Source organism: Aliiroseovarius sp. S1339, from assembly GCF_023195695.1.
In the GTDB taxonomy this organism is placed as follows: Bacteria; Pseudomonadota; Alphaproteobacteria; order Rhodobacterales; family Rhodobacteraceae; genus Aliiroseovarius.
This window is the reverse complement of sequence record NZ_JALPQG010000004.1, coordinates 221,048-236,261: the sequence shown is the minus strand read 5'-3', so window position 1 is coordinate 236,261 and position 15,214 is coordinate 221,048. Positions and strand designations below refer to the sequence as shown.

Sequence of the window (15,214 nt, the reverse complement as noted above, 5' to 3'; positions counted from 1 at the left end):
GGAGGAGCTGCGGTACAGCATCTGTGTAGGATTCAAGAGACTTTTTCATTTTAATTACCTACGCCGAAATTGACAGAAATGACCAGCCTGGGATGAGCTGTCGTTTGTTGTGCACTGCATGAAAGGGTAAAGGGTGGCAATAGCGGACTTGTGCATCCGTAGCTAATGCTTACGCTACATCTTCTCGCACCCACAGCCAGCCTTTTTGCTGCGATGCAACCCAAGAGGCGATAGCGGAGCGGATATCCAAAGCAGCCGCTTTTCAGCGGTTGACGATCCCAATCAATGCCGCAGCTTCCGCCGCCAACGGGCCGCGTGGTCTTGAAGTGACACAGCCTTTTTTTCGGAAACAGATACGAGCCTTTGGTTAACCTGTTGAGCTGTCTCCGCATGGCCTGCGAGCAAGGCAGCTCCGGAACTGGTTCCTGTTGTGCCCGATGAGCGATACACATCCGACTTCGCTGCGACTGCCAGCATCTCCAGTAAAAGTTGGTTCTTGGCAAACGGCCCCTCGACAATGATCGCGCGATCGTGGCCAATACTGGCAAGACATTCTGCAGTCACCAACGCAAGATAGAGCGCAACCGCGGCACCGCGCGCGCCGGTTCCGATCTCAGGCTCGGTTCCTTCCCAGACAAACTGATCCCACTTGAGAGCACTGATTTCATCCGCGGATGCGGGTAACAACATGATTTGGTTTGTAAGGATCGTAACCAAATCTTCCGGCGTGGGCTCGGGATAGGAACCGCCCGTCGCGATGTCGTGGATTCTTCCCCCCATGAAACGTGCCGATGGCGCGGGCGTTCCCAAGGCCGTCACATTAATGAGCGTGTCGAGGTTGGGATCTAGCTGAACCGGTTTCCCTCCAATCGACATGGCGATGACCCAAGTGCCTGTCGAGATGACGCTGAACGGCGGTTCGTTTCCAAGCACATACGGAAGAAGCGAGGCGTTTGAATCGTGAATGCCGCAATAGACCGGCGTATCCCGCGACAATCCAGTTTCTACCGCAATTTGCGGCAGTAAAGGGCCCAATACGTCTGATGGCCTGCGAACTGGGGCGAGTTTCTCTGCAATGCCCATTTTGTCGACCAAGGATGAAAACCCGCCCTGATGCGGATTCCAAAGATCGGTGTGGCACCCCAGCGACGTGACGTCCGTGGCCGTCACTCCGGTCAGCTTGGCCCCCCAATATTGTGGATAAGTAACGATGTGGTGCGTTCTGTCCTTGAGTTGGGGGTCCATCCTGAACTGCCAGTATAACTGGGCACCGATGTTCAGCCCGCCGGCCAATCGCGGTGATCCGGTCTCGGCGAAAGGCGGGCGAATGCCATCATATTCGTTCGCGACCTCATCCGGTCCAGAGTATTCGTAGTCTAAGATTGGCGCGGCGAGTTCCCCATCTTGATCCAGCAGTGCCGCGGAAGCTCCGTGAGTGGTGATCGAGATCACATCAATCCCATGTTCGGCATGAAAATCACGCAAGCTGTTGAGCAAGAACCTCCAATGGCCGTCGACATCGAAATGCGGCCATGGCGGACCCGGCAAAACCGTGTTTGGACGCGTAACAACTACGATTTCCGCCAGATCAGCCTGATTGACCAGTGCCAGTTTGGCATTGGTTTTACCTATGTCGATGACGGCGATGTGGCGGCGCGTCATGGCAGGTGAAAAACGGTTTCAAGCGGTATCGCCACGGGTTCGTCGCTTGGATGGGTTTCCATGATGTCGGCCATATGTGCCCACCACTTCTTCATCACCGGATGTTTTGGCAGATCATCCATGCCGTGTTCATCTTCGCGCCATAAAACCCCGAATAGCGCATTCGTTTCCGCATCAAGGTGGATCGAGTAATCAGACACGCCCACCTCTTTCAGAAGCGCGGAAAGTTCGGGCCAGATTTCGTTGTGCCGTTTGATGTATTCTGCACGACAGCCGGGATTCAGCGTCATCTTGAAGGCGACTTTCTGCATCAATCTGCCCTCCACATCGACCACAAGCGAGGCAGCGCGATAACCCCGATCAGCAACGCGCCGATGACGATGGACATGACGATGCCGGGGACGTTCAAAAGCCCCAGTCCGAAAGTGACAAGCCCCATCACAAAGGCGGCGATCACGACCCCGATGATGGTCCCCGATCCGCCAAGAATGCTGACGCCACCCAAGACAACCATGGTGACGACCTCAAGTTCCCAACCTGTTGCAATCGACGGTCTGGTCGATCCAAGGCGCGCGGTCAGGCACACAGCGGCGACGCCCGACATAAGGCCGGTCAGCAAAAACAAGATAAACTTGACGCGATTTACACGAATGCCCGAGAACATCGCGCCAGTGGCGTTGTTGCCAATCGCATAGACCGCGCGACCAAAGTTGGTTTTGTGCAGTAGAACCGCATAGATCACGGCGATGATGGCAAAAAGGACGAATTCAAACGAAATCACCCACCAGACATAGCCCTGACCGAACCATGAAAAGCTGGCCGGATAGCCGCGGAAGGCTTGATCGCCAAGCACGATGAAGCTGATGCCACGAAACAGGCTCATGGTGCCGATGGTCACAACGATCGACGGCAAGCCCATACGGGTGACAAGGAGGCCGTTGAACGCACCGCAAAGCACTCCAACACCCAGGCCGATCAGCACCAGACCCGGCGTTCCGACACCCATCTGCACCGCAGCACCCATCGCCGTTGAGGCCAGCGCGATGATCGAAGCAACGGACAAATCAATCTCGCCCGAGATGATGAGCAACGCCATCGCAAAGGCGATCATTGCCTTTTCGGTGAAGTTAAAGGTCGCATCGCTTAGGTTCCACGCATTCAGGAAGTAGGGCGAGGCGAAGCTGTTGGCGACAAAGATCGCGATGGCAACCAGCAAAAGAAGGGTTTCCCAGCTTTTCAGCTTTTGCTCCATCGGAGAGCGGAGACGATCGGGGATAAGGCGTTCGGTGGTGCTCATGTTGCATGCTCCGCACGTTTCAGGATTATTCGGCCCTTTTCGCGATTGGCTTGTGCGTTCAGCGCGACGGCGATGATTATCGCGCCGCCAGAGATAGCCAGTTGCCAGAAGGGCGAGATGTCGACGACGGGCAGGGCGTTCTTGATGATGCCAAGGAACAAAGCCCCCAGCAGCGCACCGGCCACGGTGCCGATGCCCCCCATGATCGACACGCCGCCGATCACGCAGGCCGCGACCACGTCCAACTCAAACCCACCAGCGATATCAACATAGGCCACGGCAAAGCGAGACACCCAGAGATAGCCGGTAAGGCCCGCCAAAGCCCCCGAAATTGTGAAGGCCCAGAATTGGGTCTTGCCAACATTGATCCCGGCATAGGTCGCTGCATGGGGATTGCCGCCCGCTGCATAAAAAGCGCGTCCAAGTGTCGTGCGGGTCATGACAATCGTGAACAGGATCACCGCGATAATCGCCATCCAGCTCAGCACCGGCAGGCTCAGAAAGTCCGTTCGTGGCAAGGCTTTGAAAGCGGGACTCATCTCGTGGCTATTGACCCATTTGCCGTCAGACAGAAGGAAAATGGTGCCACGAAAGATCGTCATGGTGCCCAGCGTCACAACAATAGGCGGGATTTGCAGTTTCCAGACAAGAATGCCGTTGAACATTCCCAAAAGCGCGCCCAGCCCGATTGCAACGGCAAGGATCACCGCCATCGGCAAACCAGGCGCGGCGACGTTAACCATCGACACGACCATGCCAGTTAGGGCGAGGTTGGCCGCGACGCTCAGGTCGATGCATTTCGTCAGGATGACAATCATCTGACCAATCGCGAGCAAGATCAAAGGCGATGTGTCGTTGAAAACGTTTGCCAGGTTTGCAGGCCGGACAAATCCGGGAAAGCGCGTTGAGATCAGAACCAGCAGAAGGACAATCGCCCCAATCAGCAGAGCCTCGCGCGATGTTATCAGTCGTTTCAGCATGGCGTGTTCCCTCAGATACCGGCGGCGTGGCGCACAAGTGTTTCGGGTTCCAGTTCGTGATCTGCCAACTCGGCGACAATGCGCCCCTCGCGCATCACGATCACGCGGTCAGACATACCCAACACTTCGGGGATTTCTGAACTGACCATGACGATGGCCAGACCTTGCGCGGCGAGTTCTGCCATGAAGTCGTGGACGGCGGCTTTAGACCCGATGTCTACGCCCTTGGTCGGTTCATCCAAAATGATGACCTTAGGGTGTGTGGCAAGCCATTTGGCGATGACAACCTTCTGCTGGTTGCCGCCTGACAGGTTGCCGACATGTGTATCCAACGATGCCGCCCGCAGGTCGAGCCGTTCGGCATACTCGCGGGCGAGTTTGAATTCTTCAGCCAGACGCAAGAAACCGTTGTTGGAAATGCGACCCAGCGACGGGAGCGTGATGTTCTGGAAAATCGGAAGGTCAAGAACGGCCCCCTGCTTGCCGCGGTCTTCGGGCACATAGACGATGCCGTTATTAACGGCATCTGCCGGGGATTTGATCTCGACGGGCGTGCCGTCGATCTCGACCGCCCCTGCCGATGGGCGCGTGATGCCGAACAGGGATTGCATAAACTCGGACCGCCCGGCACCGACCAACCCATAGAACCCAAGAATCTCGCCCTTACGCAAGGTAAAGCTGATATCATCAAATTCGGTCGGGTGGGCGTAGCCCTGCACGGACAAAACTGCGTCCCCGACATTGGGCGTGCGTTCGGGAAAGATCTGGCTGACATCCCGACCAACCATCATCTTGACCAAATCCGCTTCGCTCACATCCGCGATGGCGCCGTCACCGATCAGCTGGCCATCGCGAAAGACGGTGTAATTGTCCGCAATCCGGAAAATCTCGTCAAACTTATGGCTGATAAACAGGATCGCTTTGCCCTGTGCTTTCAAGCTTTCGACGAGATCATAAAGCTCCTCGATTTCCTTGTGGGACAGCGCGGCGGTGGGCTCGTCCATGATAACAACACGCGCGTCGATCGAAAGCGCGCGCGCAATCGCCACCAGGTGTTTGTTGGCAATCCCGAGGTCTTTGAGCTTGTGGTCAGGGTCGATATTCGCGCCGATGCTTTCCAGAAGCGCTCGGGCCTTTTCTGTCATGGTCTTCAAATCAATGAGGCCCAGGGCGTTATGTGGGGCATGACCCAAGAATATGTTTTCAGCGACAGACAGTTCGTCAAACAGGACGGTTTCCTGATGGATCGCCGTGACGCCATTGTTGGCCGCCGCCTGTGGGACCGGGAAAGGCGTTGGTTTGCCATCGACAAGTATATTGCCGCCGTTTGGCTGATAGATGCCCGTCAGTATCTTGACCACCGTGGACTTGCCGGCACCGTTTTCGCCAATCAGCGCGGTCACTTTGCCGGGATAAAGGCTAAGCGACACCTCGGACAGGGCTTTGACACCCGGAAAGGTTTTCGTCACCTCGTGCAAAGCCAATACCGCCGGTTCACCGGGCATGTCTTTGGGCGGCGCGTTGCTGCCTGGTTGCGTGAGCATCAGAACCTCGGTGTGTTGCAGGTTGAGGTGGTCCGGCGCCACGTAGGGTGCAGCGCCAGAGATCGGTTCAGTTCAGTTGGATGTCGCTTCGTTTAGAAGATCGACTTGAACTGTTCGATATTGGATGCGTCATAGACAAACGGATCAGCCATGGCGGCCGAGTTTGTGTCGTCCAAAGTAATTGTCCCAACGCGACCAATCGAGATTTCTGCACCCGGCTCTGCAGCTGCTGCACCCGAGGCCAGCGCATGCGCGATGTAGGTTGCGGAATAGCCCAGATCGATCGGGTTCCAGATTGCAAAGGACTTGGACGCACCGCTTTCGATCGCGCCAGCCATCTCGGATGGAAGGCCAAGACCGGTCACATTAACCTCACCGATTTTGCCTGCGTCAGCCACGGCTTGCGCGGCGGCCACGATGCCCACGGATGTCGGCGCGATGATGGCGTCGAGGTCCGGGTAGGACTGCATTAGGCCAGTGGCTTCGCGATAGGATTTGTCGGCAAGGTCATCGCCATAAACCGTCGCCACCACATTGATGCCGGGATAGTCGCCCATCACCTTGGTCATCTCTTCAATCCAGATGTTCTGGTTCGTCGATGTGGTGGTTGCCGAAAGAACTGCCACATCACCGCCATCGGGCAGATGATCTGCAGCGAGTTTGATAATCATATTGCCGATCAGCGGGTTTGACGATGGGTTCAGGTGAACCTGACGCCCTTCTGGCGCCACGCCAGAATCCCACGAGATAACGGTAATGCCACGTTGCATCGCCTTCTGCAGGGTTGGGACCAACGCGTCTGTATCGTTGCTTGAGACCGCGATGGCGTCCACACCTTGTGCGATCAACGAATTGATCACCTCGATCTGCCCTTCGGCCGTGGTATCGGTTGGTCCGGTATAGATAATCCCTACGCCGCCCAGTTCTTCGGCGGCTTCCTTTGCACCCTCGGCGGCGGCTTCAAAAAATCCGATCCCCAGCGCCTTGACGACTAGTGCGATCCGCATGTCGTCCTGCGCCATGGCGGATGTGCCAAACAGGCTTGCTGCAAGGCTGAGGCCTGCGGTGAGTTTGGTAAAGTTGCGACGTTTCATTGGTTTCCTCCCTAAAGTACGTTCGCTTTGGCAGCCCCTTACGAGGCCACGACTTTCTGAGCGCCTCCAGATTGGGTGACGATCAGGGTTACTTCGGCGGCCTCAAGCATGGCGGCCGCTTTGTCTGAAATCTGGTCATCGGTGATCACGATGGTGATGCGGTTGAGCGGACACAGAACAAGGCTTGAGCGTTGTTCGAACTTCGTGCTGTCCGCCAAGACGATCAGTTCATCCGCCTGTCCGATCAGTTTTTGCTCCGCCTGGATCAGCAGCGGGTCTGCTTCCATCAACCCCAGCGGGCCAAGCCCTTGCGCCCCCATGAACATGCGCCGCGCACAGAAGTTGCGGGTCACGTCATTGTCAAAGGGCGACAGAATGATGTTCTGTTCGCGGTAGATGGTGCCGCCTGACAGCATAATTGTGTTCTTGGAATGCTTGAGCAGATGCTCTGCAATCGGGAACGAATTGGTGAAGACCTGCATGCGACGGCCAGCCAGCGGGTGGACCATCTGAAACGTCGTCGTGCCGCCGTTGATGATGATGGCGTCTCCGTCTTCGCACAGATCCACAGCGGCCGCTGCGATCGCCTGCTTTTCCTCAATCCGCAAGGTTTCGTTTACAGAAAAAGGACGCCCGGCGAGGCCAACAAACTGGGGTGGGCTGATCGCCTCTGCCCCACCACGCACGCGGCGCAGTTGTTGTGCCTGATCAAGCGTCGCGATGTCACGACGGATCGTCGCCTCTGACGCGCCGGTCAGATTGCATAGCTCACTTACCGTGACAACTGGTCGATCTTCGACGGCTGACAGGATAATCGTGTGGCGTTCTTTTTCGTGCATGTCGTCCTCCCTGATGTCACAGCCTGTCCAGATTCGAAGCATCTGTCAATCATAAACAATCATAAACAATCATTTTGCACTGCGGCATGACTGTTTATGATCGAAAATGATTGACAGTTAGCCTCTCCCCATTCACCTTAACGGGAAACTTAGTCGATGGGCGCCCTGCGCCGACAGGGAGGAAGAATGTTGAAATCATTGGAAAATCAGCTGCTTGATAGCCGTTGGGACGACAAAGCAACCAAAGGCATGAGCGAATCGGAGCTTCTGCTTTACCGCTCAAACATCCTTGGATCAGACAAACGCGTGACCAACTACGGTGGCGGCAACACATCGGCCAAAGTGATTGAGGTTGATCCCCTGTCAGGCGAAGACGTTGAAGTGCTTTGGGTGAAAGGATCGGGCGGTGATATCGGGTCCATCAAGATGGATGGATTTGCCACGCTCTATATGGACAAGTTGCAAGCGCTGAAAACCCTTTATCGCGGCGTCGAGTTCGAAGACGAGATGGTTGGCTACTTGCCCCATTGCACCTTCAAGCTGAACCCTCGTGCTGCATCCATCGACACCCCCTTACACGCTTACGTGCCGCGCAAACATGTTGATCACGTCCATGCTGATGCAATTATCGCCATTGCAGCCTCGAAGAATTCCAAAGAACTGACACAAGAGATTTTCGGCGACCGGATCGGCTGGCTGCCCTGGAAAAAGCCCGGTTATGAGTTGGGCTTGTGGCTTGAGAAGTTCTGCGTGGAAAACCCCGACGCCGATGGTGTTGTGCTGGAAAGCCACGGCTTGTTCACATGGGGCGACACGGCAAAGGAATGCTACGACCAGACCATCGACGTCATCAATGTCGCGACGAAATGGCTGGCAGAGCGTAGCGAAAATGTCGCCCCGTTTGGCGGGTCTATCCATGACAGCCTGTCATCTGAAGAACGTCGTGCGGTTGCCGCCCGCCTGATGCCTGCCATTCGCGGCTTCGTATCCGGCAACCAGCACATGGTCGGCCATTTCAACGACAGCGAAGCGGTGTTGGAGTTCGTGAACGCAAAGGACATGGAACCTCTTGCAGCATTGGGCACGTCCTGCCCCGACCACTTCTTGCGCACGAAAATTCGCCCGCTCGTAGTGCCGTTTGATCCTGCGCAACAAAACACCGACGAGGTTCTAGCCGGTCTGCCTGAACAGGTTGAGGCATACCGCAAGGATTACGCAGCCTATTATGATCGCTGTAAACACGATGACAGCCCCGTCCTGCGTGACCCGAATGCTGTCGTCTATCTTGTCCCCGGTGTCGGTATGATTACCTTCGCCAAGGACAAGGCAACAGCGCGTATATCGGGCGAATTCTATGTCAACGCGATCAATGTGATGCGCGGCGCATTTGCTGTCAGTGAGTATCAAGGTCTGCCCGAACAGGAAGCCTTCGATATCGAATACTGGTTACTGGAAGAAGCCAAATTGCAGCGCATGCCAAAACCCAAATCCCTTGCGGGGCGGGTGGCTTTGGTCACTGGCGGTGCGGGCGGAATTGGTGCCGCGACAGCCGAGCGTTACCTCGCCGATGGGGCCTGCGTTGTGCTGGCTGATATCAACGAAGACGCCTTGACGTCGACCCAAGACAATCTGACCAGCCGTTATGGCAAGGATGTGGTCCGCAGCGTTGTGATGAACGTGACCAGCGAAGAGGCCGTGGCGGCGGCGTTTGCCGATGCGTCGGTCGAATTTGGCGGGGTCGACATTCTGGTGTCCAACGCGGGCATCGCGTCGTCTGCGCCAGTAGAAGAAACCACGCTGGCGCTGTGGAACAAGAACATGGATATCTTGTCGACTGGGTATTTTCTGGTCAGCCGGGAGGCGTTCAAACTGATGCGTGTCCAAGACATGGGCGGATCGGTCGTGTTTGTCGCGTCTAAAAACGGCTTGGCAGCATCGCTGAATGCGTCTGCTTACTGCACGGCAAAAGCCTCGGAAATCCACCTAGCACGGTGCTTGGCTTTGGAAGGTGCCGAGGCCGGAATTCGCGTCAATGTTGTGAACCCTGATGCGGTGTTGCGCGGGTCGAAAATCTGGGAAGGTGACTGGCTGGAACAGCGTGCCGACACCTATGGCACCGACAAAGATGGGCTGGAAGAGATGTATCGCCAACGCTCCATGCTCAAACGCTCTGTCCTTCCGGAAGACATTGCCGAAGCCTGCTATTTCTTCGCTGCCGACACATCTGCCAAGTCGACCGGCAATATCATCAACGTAGATGCTGGCAACGTCCAAGCGTTCACGCGGTAAGGAAAAACCATGACCTACGAAACAGCAAAAGCCGCCTTTGCCGATTGGGGTGTCGATACCGAAGCCGCCTTGGAGCGAATGAAAACCATCCCGATTTCGATGCATTGCTGGCAAGGCGATGATGTGGTCGGGTTCGAGAAGAAAACGGGTGCTTCCGGTGGCGGAATTCAGGCGACCGGCAACCACCCAGGCCGCGCCCGGACACCGGACGAGTTGCGCGCAGATCTCGAGTTTGCCTATTCGATGATACCGGGCCGCCACCGCCTTAATCTGCACGCGATGTATCTGGACACAAACGCGTCGCCGGGTCGCGACGAGATCGAGTATGAGCATTTTGCCCCTTGGGTCGATTGGGCAAAGGATCAGGGCATCGGATTGGATTTCAACCCGACCTTCTTTGCCCATGCCAAGGCTGACGACAATCTGACGCTCAGCCACCCCGATCAGGGCATCCGCGACTTCTGGATCGAACACGGCAAACGGTCCCGTGACATTGCCGCTCAGATGGGGGCGGCGCTGGGATCGCCTTGTGTTAACAATATTTGGGTGCCTGATGGTTACAAAGACACGCCGATTGACCGGATGTCGGCACGCGCACGGCTTGAAGGCTCGCTGGATGAGATGTTCGCGCCAGCGCAAGACAAAGCGGCCATGCTGGACGCCGTAGAAAGCAAGCTGTTCGGCATCGGGGTCGAAGCCTGCACGGTTGGCAGTCACGAATTCTACATGGGGTATGCGATCCGCAAAGAGATATTGCTATGCCTTGATATGGGGCATTTCCACCCGACAGAGAACATCGCCGACAAGCTCAGCTCGGTCGCCTTGTCCGTGGATGACATCCTGTTGCACGTCTCGCGCCCGATGCGTTGGGATAGCGACCATGTCATCTTGCTCAGCGATGATATTTTGCAAATGGCGCAGGAACTTGTCAGCGCCGACCTGCTGGGGCGGACACATATCGGGCTCGACTTTTTTGATGCGACCATCAGCCGGACAGCGGCTTGGGTGATCGGGACGCGAAATATGCAAAAAGCGTTGCTGCGGGCGTTGCTGTTGCCGCTGGATCAATTGAAAGCTGCAGAAAACGCGCTCGATTTCACCACACGGCTCACGGTTACTGAGGAGTTCAAGGATATGCCGTTTGCCGCAGTTTGGGGGGAATTCTCAGCGCGCGAAAATGCTCCAACTGGCCGAAGCCTGATTGAAGAACTTGACCGCTATCAGAGCAGTGTTTCTTTCCGAGATTGAGGTGCGGCGGCGGAGTTGACGACCTGAGAAACGCCACATCCCGACTGCTCTATCGCAACTGAAGCGAATAACTGTGCCGCGCAGAGTCCGCGATTTGCGGTAGATTTCAGCAGCCATTGTCCGGGCGCAGGGAGCGCGTGCCATATCCGCTCGGCTCTAAGCCAATTACCGTGACCCAGCCCCGCACCAATCGTCCATACTGGCGCGTTGAGATGTGCGGGCGGTCATGAAATCGGCCTGGAAACAAGAAGCTGCAACCAACGATGTCCTGAAGGCACTTGTTTTTCCCGGTCTTGCCAAGCCGACCTAACCCGTCTCGACCCTTTCAGGCATCACGGCCTTTGCGTGCAGGACGGAAATGATGTCGACTCAGATCGAATTCCTGCCGTAACATCCGATTGTTTCTTGTCAAAAAGAGCTCCCAATGGCCACGACACTTCGTACGATCAGCGAGCGGATGATTGGGTATAGATTTCAGCGGGCAAAACTGCCTGCATTGGTCCGACCTCTTTTTGCATCGGCGTTTCTGTTATTGGTCGCTCACGCGGCCTTGGCCGACAGGACTTTTGTTCTTGTCCACGGCGCTTTTGTTGGAGGGTGGTATTGGGACCCGGTCGCAAACGGCCTACGGCAGAAGGGGCATCGCGTTTTCGCTGTTGATCTCACAGGACATGGGACCAAGGCTGACGAGAACGGACCAGATGTCACAATCGATCAGCACATCAGGGATGTGGTCGAGGCGATTGAGGATTCTGGCGAACCTGTCATTCTCGTCTCTCACAGCTATGGCGGACGCCCAGCAACGGGAGCTTGGGACGTTGCGAGAGATCAGATAGCCGCCGTGATTTTCGTTGAAGCCGTTGCGCCCTATGGATCCGGCCAGTTCGCGCTGCCCGATGAGCGGAGCCAGCGGGCGGAACTGGTGAAGAACAATCCGGTTGCGATCGAAACGGGCCTTCTTCAACCCGGACCGCAATTGCAGCTACGCTACCCCAAACATACGATCGTCCCACAATCCATTCGCGCGCTCTACTCTGCGGTTCCGCTTGCCTTGGGACCCTTGCCTGACACGCCCGGCGCGTATGTAGTGGGCTCTCATTGCCAAGCACCTATCTTCCGGCAATACGCGCGCAAGGTGGCGCAGGAACGTACCTGGACCATTTGGGAGATCGAAAGCGGCCACGATGTGGTCGGCGACGCCAGCGAAATACTGACCCGGTTGCTCGATAAACTCGCGCAAGAGTTGCCGACTGCGAAATGACGCGAAACGTCACGTGCGAGCATTTTGGTTGTTGGCTTCGACATCCACTTTGACCCGCCGTGGGGTCGCGTGGCTATCTGTAGTGCCGCGCGATCGATCAAAGGCCGCTTCGACGGACCGCGTCGCAGCATAACAATGGCTTGATGAATGGCAGGTCTGGGCCGCTCTCGATGGTTCCCCTAGTTTCACACAACGCAGATGCTGCGCCGCAACCGAGGGCGGCAGAGGGCTCAGAGTGTCACTTGAACGTCGGGAAAATGCTTTCGAGTTCGGAGGAGACCGCAATGTTTGCGTATTTCTGGCCCATATCAAAAAGATTTGCATCATGTGGTCCTAGCGCCCGATCACCGACGCAGTCCGACAATACCAGTGGGCGGAAATTCAGGCTCGTCGCATCCACGACAGATGCACGAACACAGCCGCTGGTCGTCGCCCCGGCAAAAACCAGAGTGTCCACCTGCCGATACTTTAAGATTGAGGCCAGCGCGGTATCGAAGAACGCCGAAGCCTGCGTTTTCTTAATGACGATTTCACCCACCTGAGGGGCGAGGAAATCTGCAACATGACTGCTGATAGATGCTTCTGTAAGCTCCTTTAATCTTGGCGCTTTCTCGCACCAAACGCCGCAATCAGATTCATCCTCTGCATATACAATACGCGTGAAAACAACCGGTAGCTTTGCCTTTCGAAAAAGCTCCAAAACAGGTTGGGTGTTATGGGCCGCCTCCAATACGTTGCCACCTCCAAACATTTCCGGATCTAGAAAACCGTTAACGAAATCAACGATCAACAATGCCGGAGATCGGCCAATTGAAATCGGTTGGCCGAGGTTTTGCCGTTTGTAGATGTCAGTGTCGCCCATGGGTTTCCATCCCAGTGTCATTGCGGCTCGTCAGTCAGGCGCTTAGCACTTTGGCTTGCATGACAATTACCACACATGGTTGGTTTTTTGAATGGTGGCTTCGTCCGCGGTTTGTGGCTGCTGTCAGCGTGAGCAGCAGCGGCGACAAGCCTTGGACTTAGCCGAGGTTCGAGATTGAAGAACCAACGTCTGGCTGGTGTCTGGGTCCGGATTTACTGAGAGACTAAGGACTGTAGATTGAAAACAGACACCAAAGCCTGATAGGCACGCTGGATGTTCGGTGTGCTGCGCGCAACATCTGACGAAAGCGCGATCATTGGGCATTGGCTTTCAATATCGCCAAGGTGCTTTTCGGACAAATAGCTATCAAACATGTGTTGCGCCATCTCAGGCGAAGGGTTTGTCGGATCTATCCCTGCCTCTTCCCGCCAAACAGAGCCGCGCCCCATCAAAAAGCTTTCAACGGCAACGCAGTACAAAGCCCCTTTGTTTTTGAAGTGTTTGTAAAATCCGCCGCGGGCCATGCCCGCTTTTGCCATCACCATTTCAATCGTTACCTTTTTGAACCCATGAACATTAAAAAGGATCCTTGCGACCTCTACGATCCTATTCTTGGACCTCAAGGTATGTTCTTTGCTGTATGGTACGATGCGCGTCGATTGGTTCTACGTATCATAGCAGAGCCGTGAAGATGTTCTTGAGCATAAATAGATGCGTGTCAGGGTGCAAAGAACAACGGCGTTTCCGCAAAGGAGAAACACCAATGGCGAAGTTCATGTTTGCATTTCACGGCGGCGCGATGCCGGAAAGCCAAGAAGAAGGCGCAATAAACATGGCGAAGTGGGGGACTTGGGTGGAAGGGCTTGGTGCATCAATCGCTGTCCCAGGCAGTGTCGTTGGTGGGGCAAGCACGGTTAGCGCATCGGGCGTCGCAGATGGCGGCGGATCAGACCCGTTGTCAGGCTACATGGTGGTTGTTGAGGCCGACCAAGTCGCGGCTTTAGACATAGCAAAAAACAGTCCTATCGTTGAGAATGATGGCTGGGTCGAGGTCGCCCAACTTATGGAGATGTAGCAATGACAGCAGACCAAAGCACCGGGCAGTGTCTTTGTGGAAAAATCCAAGTTGAGGTGATTGGCACCCCCGCGTTTTCGGTCTTGTGCTACTGTCAGGACTGTCAGCGTATTTCTGGCGGCGGTCTACTTGCCGCAGGTTGCGTTTCAACAATCCAGCGTTAGTTTGACCGGCGTATTGGTGTCGTAACGTTGGGTATCTGACGCGGGAAATGAGTTACGGCTTTGCTATTGCCCCGACTGCGGTTCGCCGATTTACAAAGCCACATCAAAAATGCGCGATACCCTGTTTGTTGCGGTAGGCATTCTTAGCAACCAAGCTTTGTTTTCAGAGCCTCATCAGGCGTTTGCCGAAAACTGCCAGCTGTGGGATCGAAACGGAACGTCGCAGACCAGCGATGCCATTGATGGAAAAGCAAAGGAAATCGATGGGAAGTAATCACGCAAAAGGCTCAACTCCGATCCTGTTGTGGATCGTGGGCATCGTCGCAATCGTTTGGAACGGCCTTGGTTGCGTGAATTTGTTTCAACAGATGAGCCCAGAAGGCCTTGCCACTTTGCCACCGGACTATCAGGCGTTCGTCGAAGCGCGGCCAACATGGACGCTGATCGCGTTCGCTGTCTCGGTCATTGCAGGTTTGTCCGGAGCCGGGCTTCTGCTGATGCGGTCGGACAAGTCGGTTTCAGCATTCGTGCTGTCTGGAGTTGGGGCTTTGGTTGCAACTATTCCGACACTCGGCGCGGGTATGGCCTCTGTCCTTGTGGGCAGCGCCTTATTCATTGTGTTGGCAGCGTTTTTCGCATGGTATGCGCTGCGAAAGCTCGGCTGAGGTTCCGACAAAGCGGCCGAGCCAAACAATCCTGAGGGGACCCAATTCCCAAGATCTGACTTTTGCGGCATCGCAACAAATGATTAATATGGGCTCTTGCCCGAATTCGCCGCGGAGAGACGAACGGAAGCTTTTCAATGATCGCCCGCAAGGCTTTCTGTCTAGGCCGTTAACACTTGTGGATAAGACCTATACACGGATTCCAGCAACCAGAGAGCTTGTTAAGACTACAGT

The 15,214-nt window shown here is 55.6% G+C and carries 14 protein-coding genes and 3 pseudogenes; 6 read left to right on the top strand and 11 right to left on the bottom strand.

Annotation, left to right across the window (positions count from 1 at the left end):
- Nucleotides 1–282: 282 nt before the first annotated feature.
- From MUY35_RS07825 to MUY35_RS07795, 7 genes are all read right to left on the bottom strand, one after another.
- The gene (locus MUY35_RS07825; protein WP_248365491.1) at nucleotides 283–1,662 is read right to left on the bottom strand and encodes an FGGY-family carbohydrate kinase; all 1,380 of its coding nucleotides are present in this window, start codon (nucleotides 1,660–1,662) and stop codon (nucleotides 283–285) included.
- A complete protein-coding gene (rhaM, locus tag MUY35_RS07820) occupies nucleotides 1,659–1,973 on the bottom strand; it encodes an L-rhamnose mutarotase (RefSeq protein ID WP_248365489.1) in 315 nt (104 codons plus the stop codon). Before rhaM ends, MUY35_RS07825 begins: the two co-directional genes overlap by 4 nt.
- Nucleotides 1,973–2,959, bottom strand: a complete 987-nt coding sequence (locus tag MUY35_RS07815) for an ABC transporter permease (RefSeq protein ID WP_248365479.1) — start codon at nucleotides 2,957–2,959, stop codon at nucleotides 1,973–1,975. Before MUY35_RS07815 ends, rhaM begins: the two co-directional genes overlap by 1 nt.
- Nucleotides 2,956–3,939, bottom strand: a complete 984-nt coding sequence (locus MUY35_RS07810; protein ID WP_248365470.1) for an ABC transporter permease — start codon at nucleotides 3,937–3,939, stop codon at nucleotides 2,956–2,958. Before MUY35_RS07810 ends, MUY35_RS07815 begins: the two co-directional genes overlap by 4 nt.
- Nucleotides 3,940–3,950: 11 nt before the next feature.
- Nucleotides 3,951–5,444, bottom strand: coding sequence for a sugar ABC transporter ATP-binding protein (locus MUY35_RS07805; protein ID WP_248365708.1), 1,494 nt, complete (start codon nucleotides 5,442–5,444; stop codon nucleotides 3,951–3,953).
- A 131-nt stretch (nucleotides 5,445–5,575) separates the two neighbouring features.
- Nucleotides 5,576–6,577: a rhamnose ABC transporter substrate-binding protein gene (gene rhaS / locus MUY35_RS07800; RefSeq protein ID WP_248365468.1), complete on the bottom strand. Its 1,002-nt coding sequence runs from the start codon at nucleotides 6,575–6,577 to the stop codon at nucleotides 5,576–5,578.
- 38 nt (nucleotides 6,578–6,615) lie between these two features.
- The gene (locus MUY35_RS07795) at nucleotides 6,616–7,416 is read right to left on the bottom strand and encodes a DeoR/GlpR family DNA-binding transcription regulator (RefSeq protein ID WP_248365456.1); all 801 of its coding nucleotides are present in this window, start codon (nucleotides 7,414–7,416) and stop codon (nucleotides 6,616–6,618) included.
- A 186-nt stretch (nucleotides 7,417–7,602) separates the two neighbouring features.
- On the opposite strand from MUY35_RS07795, the gene MUY35_RS07790 reads away from it, so the two are divergent.
- Nucleotides 7,603–9,705 carry a bifunctional rhamnulose-1-phosphate aldolase/short-chain dehydrogenase gene (locus MUY35_RS07790; RefSeq protein WP_248365453.1) on the top strand — a complete coding sequence of 701 codons (2,103 nt, stop codon included), beginning with the start codon at nucleotides 7,603–7,605 and terminating at the stop codon, nucleotides 9,703–9,705.
- 9 nt (nucleotides 9,706–9,714) lie between these two features.
- Nucleotides 9,715–10,953 (top strand): L-rhamnose isomerase, encoded by a 1,239-nt coding sequence (locus MUY35_RS07785; protein ID WP_248365428.1) that lies wholly within the window; start codon nucleotides 9,715–9,717, stop codon nucleotides 10,951–10,953.
- Nucleotides 10,954–11,031: 78 nt separating this feature from the next.
- Here MUY35_RS07785 and MUY35_RS07780 read toward each other — a convergent pair.
- Nucleotides 11,032–11,221: pseudogene (locus MUY35_RS07780) on the bottom strand (integrase); the annotation flags it as partial.
- A 156-nt stretch (nucleotides 11,222–11,377) separates the two neighbouring features.
- Here MUY35_RS07780 and MUY35_RS07775 point away from each other — a divergent pair.
- Nucleotides 11,378–12,214, top strand: a complete 837-nt coding sequence (locus tag MUY35_RS07775; RefSeq protein ID WP_248365425.1) for an alpha/beta hydrolase family protein — start codon at nucleotides 11,378–11,380, stop codon at nucleotides 12,212–12,214.
- A gap of 238 nt (nucleotides 12,215–12,452) precedes the next feature.
- Here the strand turns inward: MUY35_RS07775 and MUY35_RS07770 are convergent, their stop codons facing one another.
- From MUY35_RS07770 to MUY35_RS17110, 3 genes and pseudogenes are all read right to left on the bottom strand, one after another.
- Nucleotides 12,453–13,076, bottom strand: a complete 624-nt coding sequence (locus tag MUY35_RS07770) for an isochorismatase family protein (protein ID WP_248365422.1) — start codon at nucleotides 13,074–13,076, stop codon at nucleotides 12,453–12,455.
- Nucleotides 13,077–13,288: 212 nt separating this feature from the next.
- Nucleotides 13,289–13,450, bottom strand: coding sequence for a hypothetical protein (locus tag MUY35_RS07765; RefSeq protein WP_248365731.1), 162 nt, complete (start codon nucleotides 13,448–13,450; stop codon nucleotides 13,289–13,291).
- Nucleotides 13,451–13,561: 111 nt separating this feature from the next.
- Nucleotides 13,562–13,699: pseudogene (locus tag MUY35_RS17110) on the bottom strand (helix-turn-helix domain-containing protein); the annotation flags it as partial.
- A gap of 140 nt (nucleotides 13,700–13,839) precedes the next feature.
- Here MUY35_RS17110 and MUY35_RS07755 point away from each other — a divergent pair.
- From MUY35_RS07755 to MUY35_RS07745, 3 genes and pseudogenes are all read left to right on the top strand, one after another.
- On the top strand, nucleotides 13,840–14,151 hold the full coding sequence (locus MUY35_RS07755) for a hypothetical protein (protein WP_248365420.1): 312 nt from the start codon (nucleotides 13,840–13,842) through the stop codon (nucleotides 14,149–14,151).
- A gap of 210 nt (nucleotides 14,152–14,361) precedes the next feature.
- Nucleotides 14,362–14,589: pseudogene (locus MUY35_RS07750) on the top strand (hypothetical protein); the annotation flags it as partial.
- Entirely contained in the window at nucleotides 14,579–14,980 is a 402-nt protein-coding gene (locus MUY35_RS07745; RefSeq protein ID WP_248365418.1) for a hypothetical protein, read from the top strand. The pseudogene MUY35_RS07750 and the gene MUY35_RS07745, both read left to right, overlap by 11 nt.
- Nucleotides 14,981–15,214 lie beyond the last annotated feature (234 nt).

Coding starts and splice junctions, on each gene's coding strand:
- rhaS (WP_248365468.1), bottom strand. CDS start 6,577: ATGAAACGTCGCAACTTTACCAAACTCACCGCAGGCCTCAGCCTTGCA.
- MUY35_RS07775 (WP_248365425.1), top strand. CDS start 11,378: ATGGCCACGACACTTCGTACGATCAGCGAGCGGATGATTGGGTATAGA.
- MUY35_RS07790 (WP_248365453.1), top strand. CDS start 7,603: ATGTTGAAATCATTGGAAAATCAGCTGCTTGATAGCCGTTGGGACGAC.
- MUY35_RS07815 (WP_248365479.1), bottom strand. CDS start 2,959: ATGAGCACCACCGAACGCCTTATCCCCGATCGTCTCCGCTCTCCGATG.
- MUY35_RS07765 (WP_248365731.1), bottom strand. CDS start 13,450: ATGTTTGATAGCTATTTGTCCGAAAAGCACCTTGGCGATATTGAAAGC.
- MUY35_RS07810 (WP_248365470.1), bottom strand. CDS start 3,939: ATGCTGAAACGACTGATAACATCGCGCGAGGCTCTGCTGATTGGGGCG.
- MUY35_RS07785 (WP_248365428.1), top strand. CDS start 9,715: ATGACCTACGAAACAGCAAAAGCCGCCTTTGCCGATTGGGGTGTCGAT.
- MUY35_RS07805 (WP_248365708.1), bottom strand. CDS start 5,444: ATGCCCGGTGAACCGGCGGTATTGGCTTTGCACGAGGTGACGAAAACC.
- MUY35_RS07770 (WP_248365422.1), bottom strand. CDS start 13,076: ATGGGCGACACTGACATCTACAAACGGCAAAACCTCGGCCAACCGATT.
- MUY35_RS07745 (WP_248365418.1), top strand. CDS start 14,579: ATGGGAAGTAATCACGCAAAAGGCTCAACTCCGATCCTGTTGTGGATC.
- MUY35_RS07825 (WP_248365491.1), bottom strand. CDS start 1,662: ATGACGCGCCGCCACATCGCCGTCATCGACATAGGTAAAACCAATGCC.
- MUY35_RS07795 (WP_248365456.1), bottom strand. CDS start 7,416: ATGCACGAAAAAGAACGCCACACGATTATCCTGTCAGCCGTCGAAGAT.
- rhaM (WP_248365489.1), bottom strand. CDS start 1,973: ATGCAGAAAGTCGCCTTCAAGATGACGCTGAATCCCGGCTGTCGTGCA.
- MUY35_RS07755 (WP_248365420.1), top strand. CDS start 13,840: ATGGCGAAGTTCATGTTTGCATTTCACGGCGGCGCGATGCCGGAAAGC.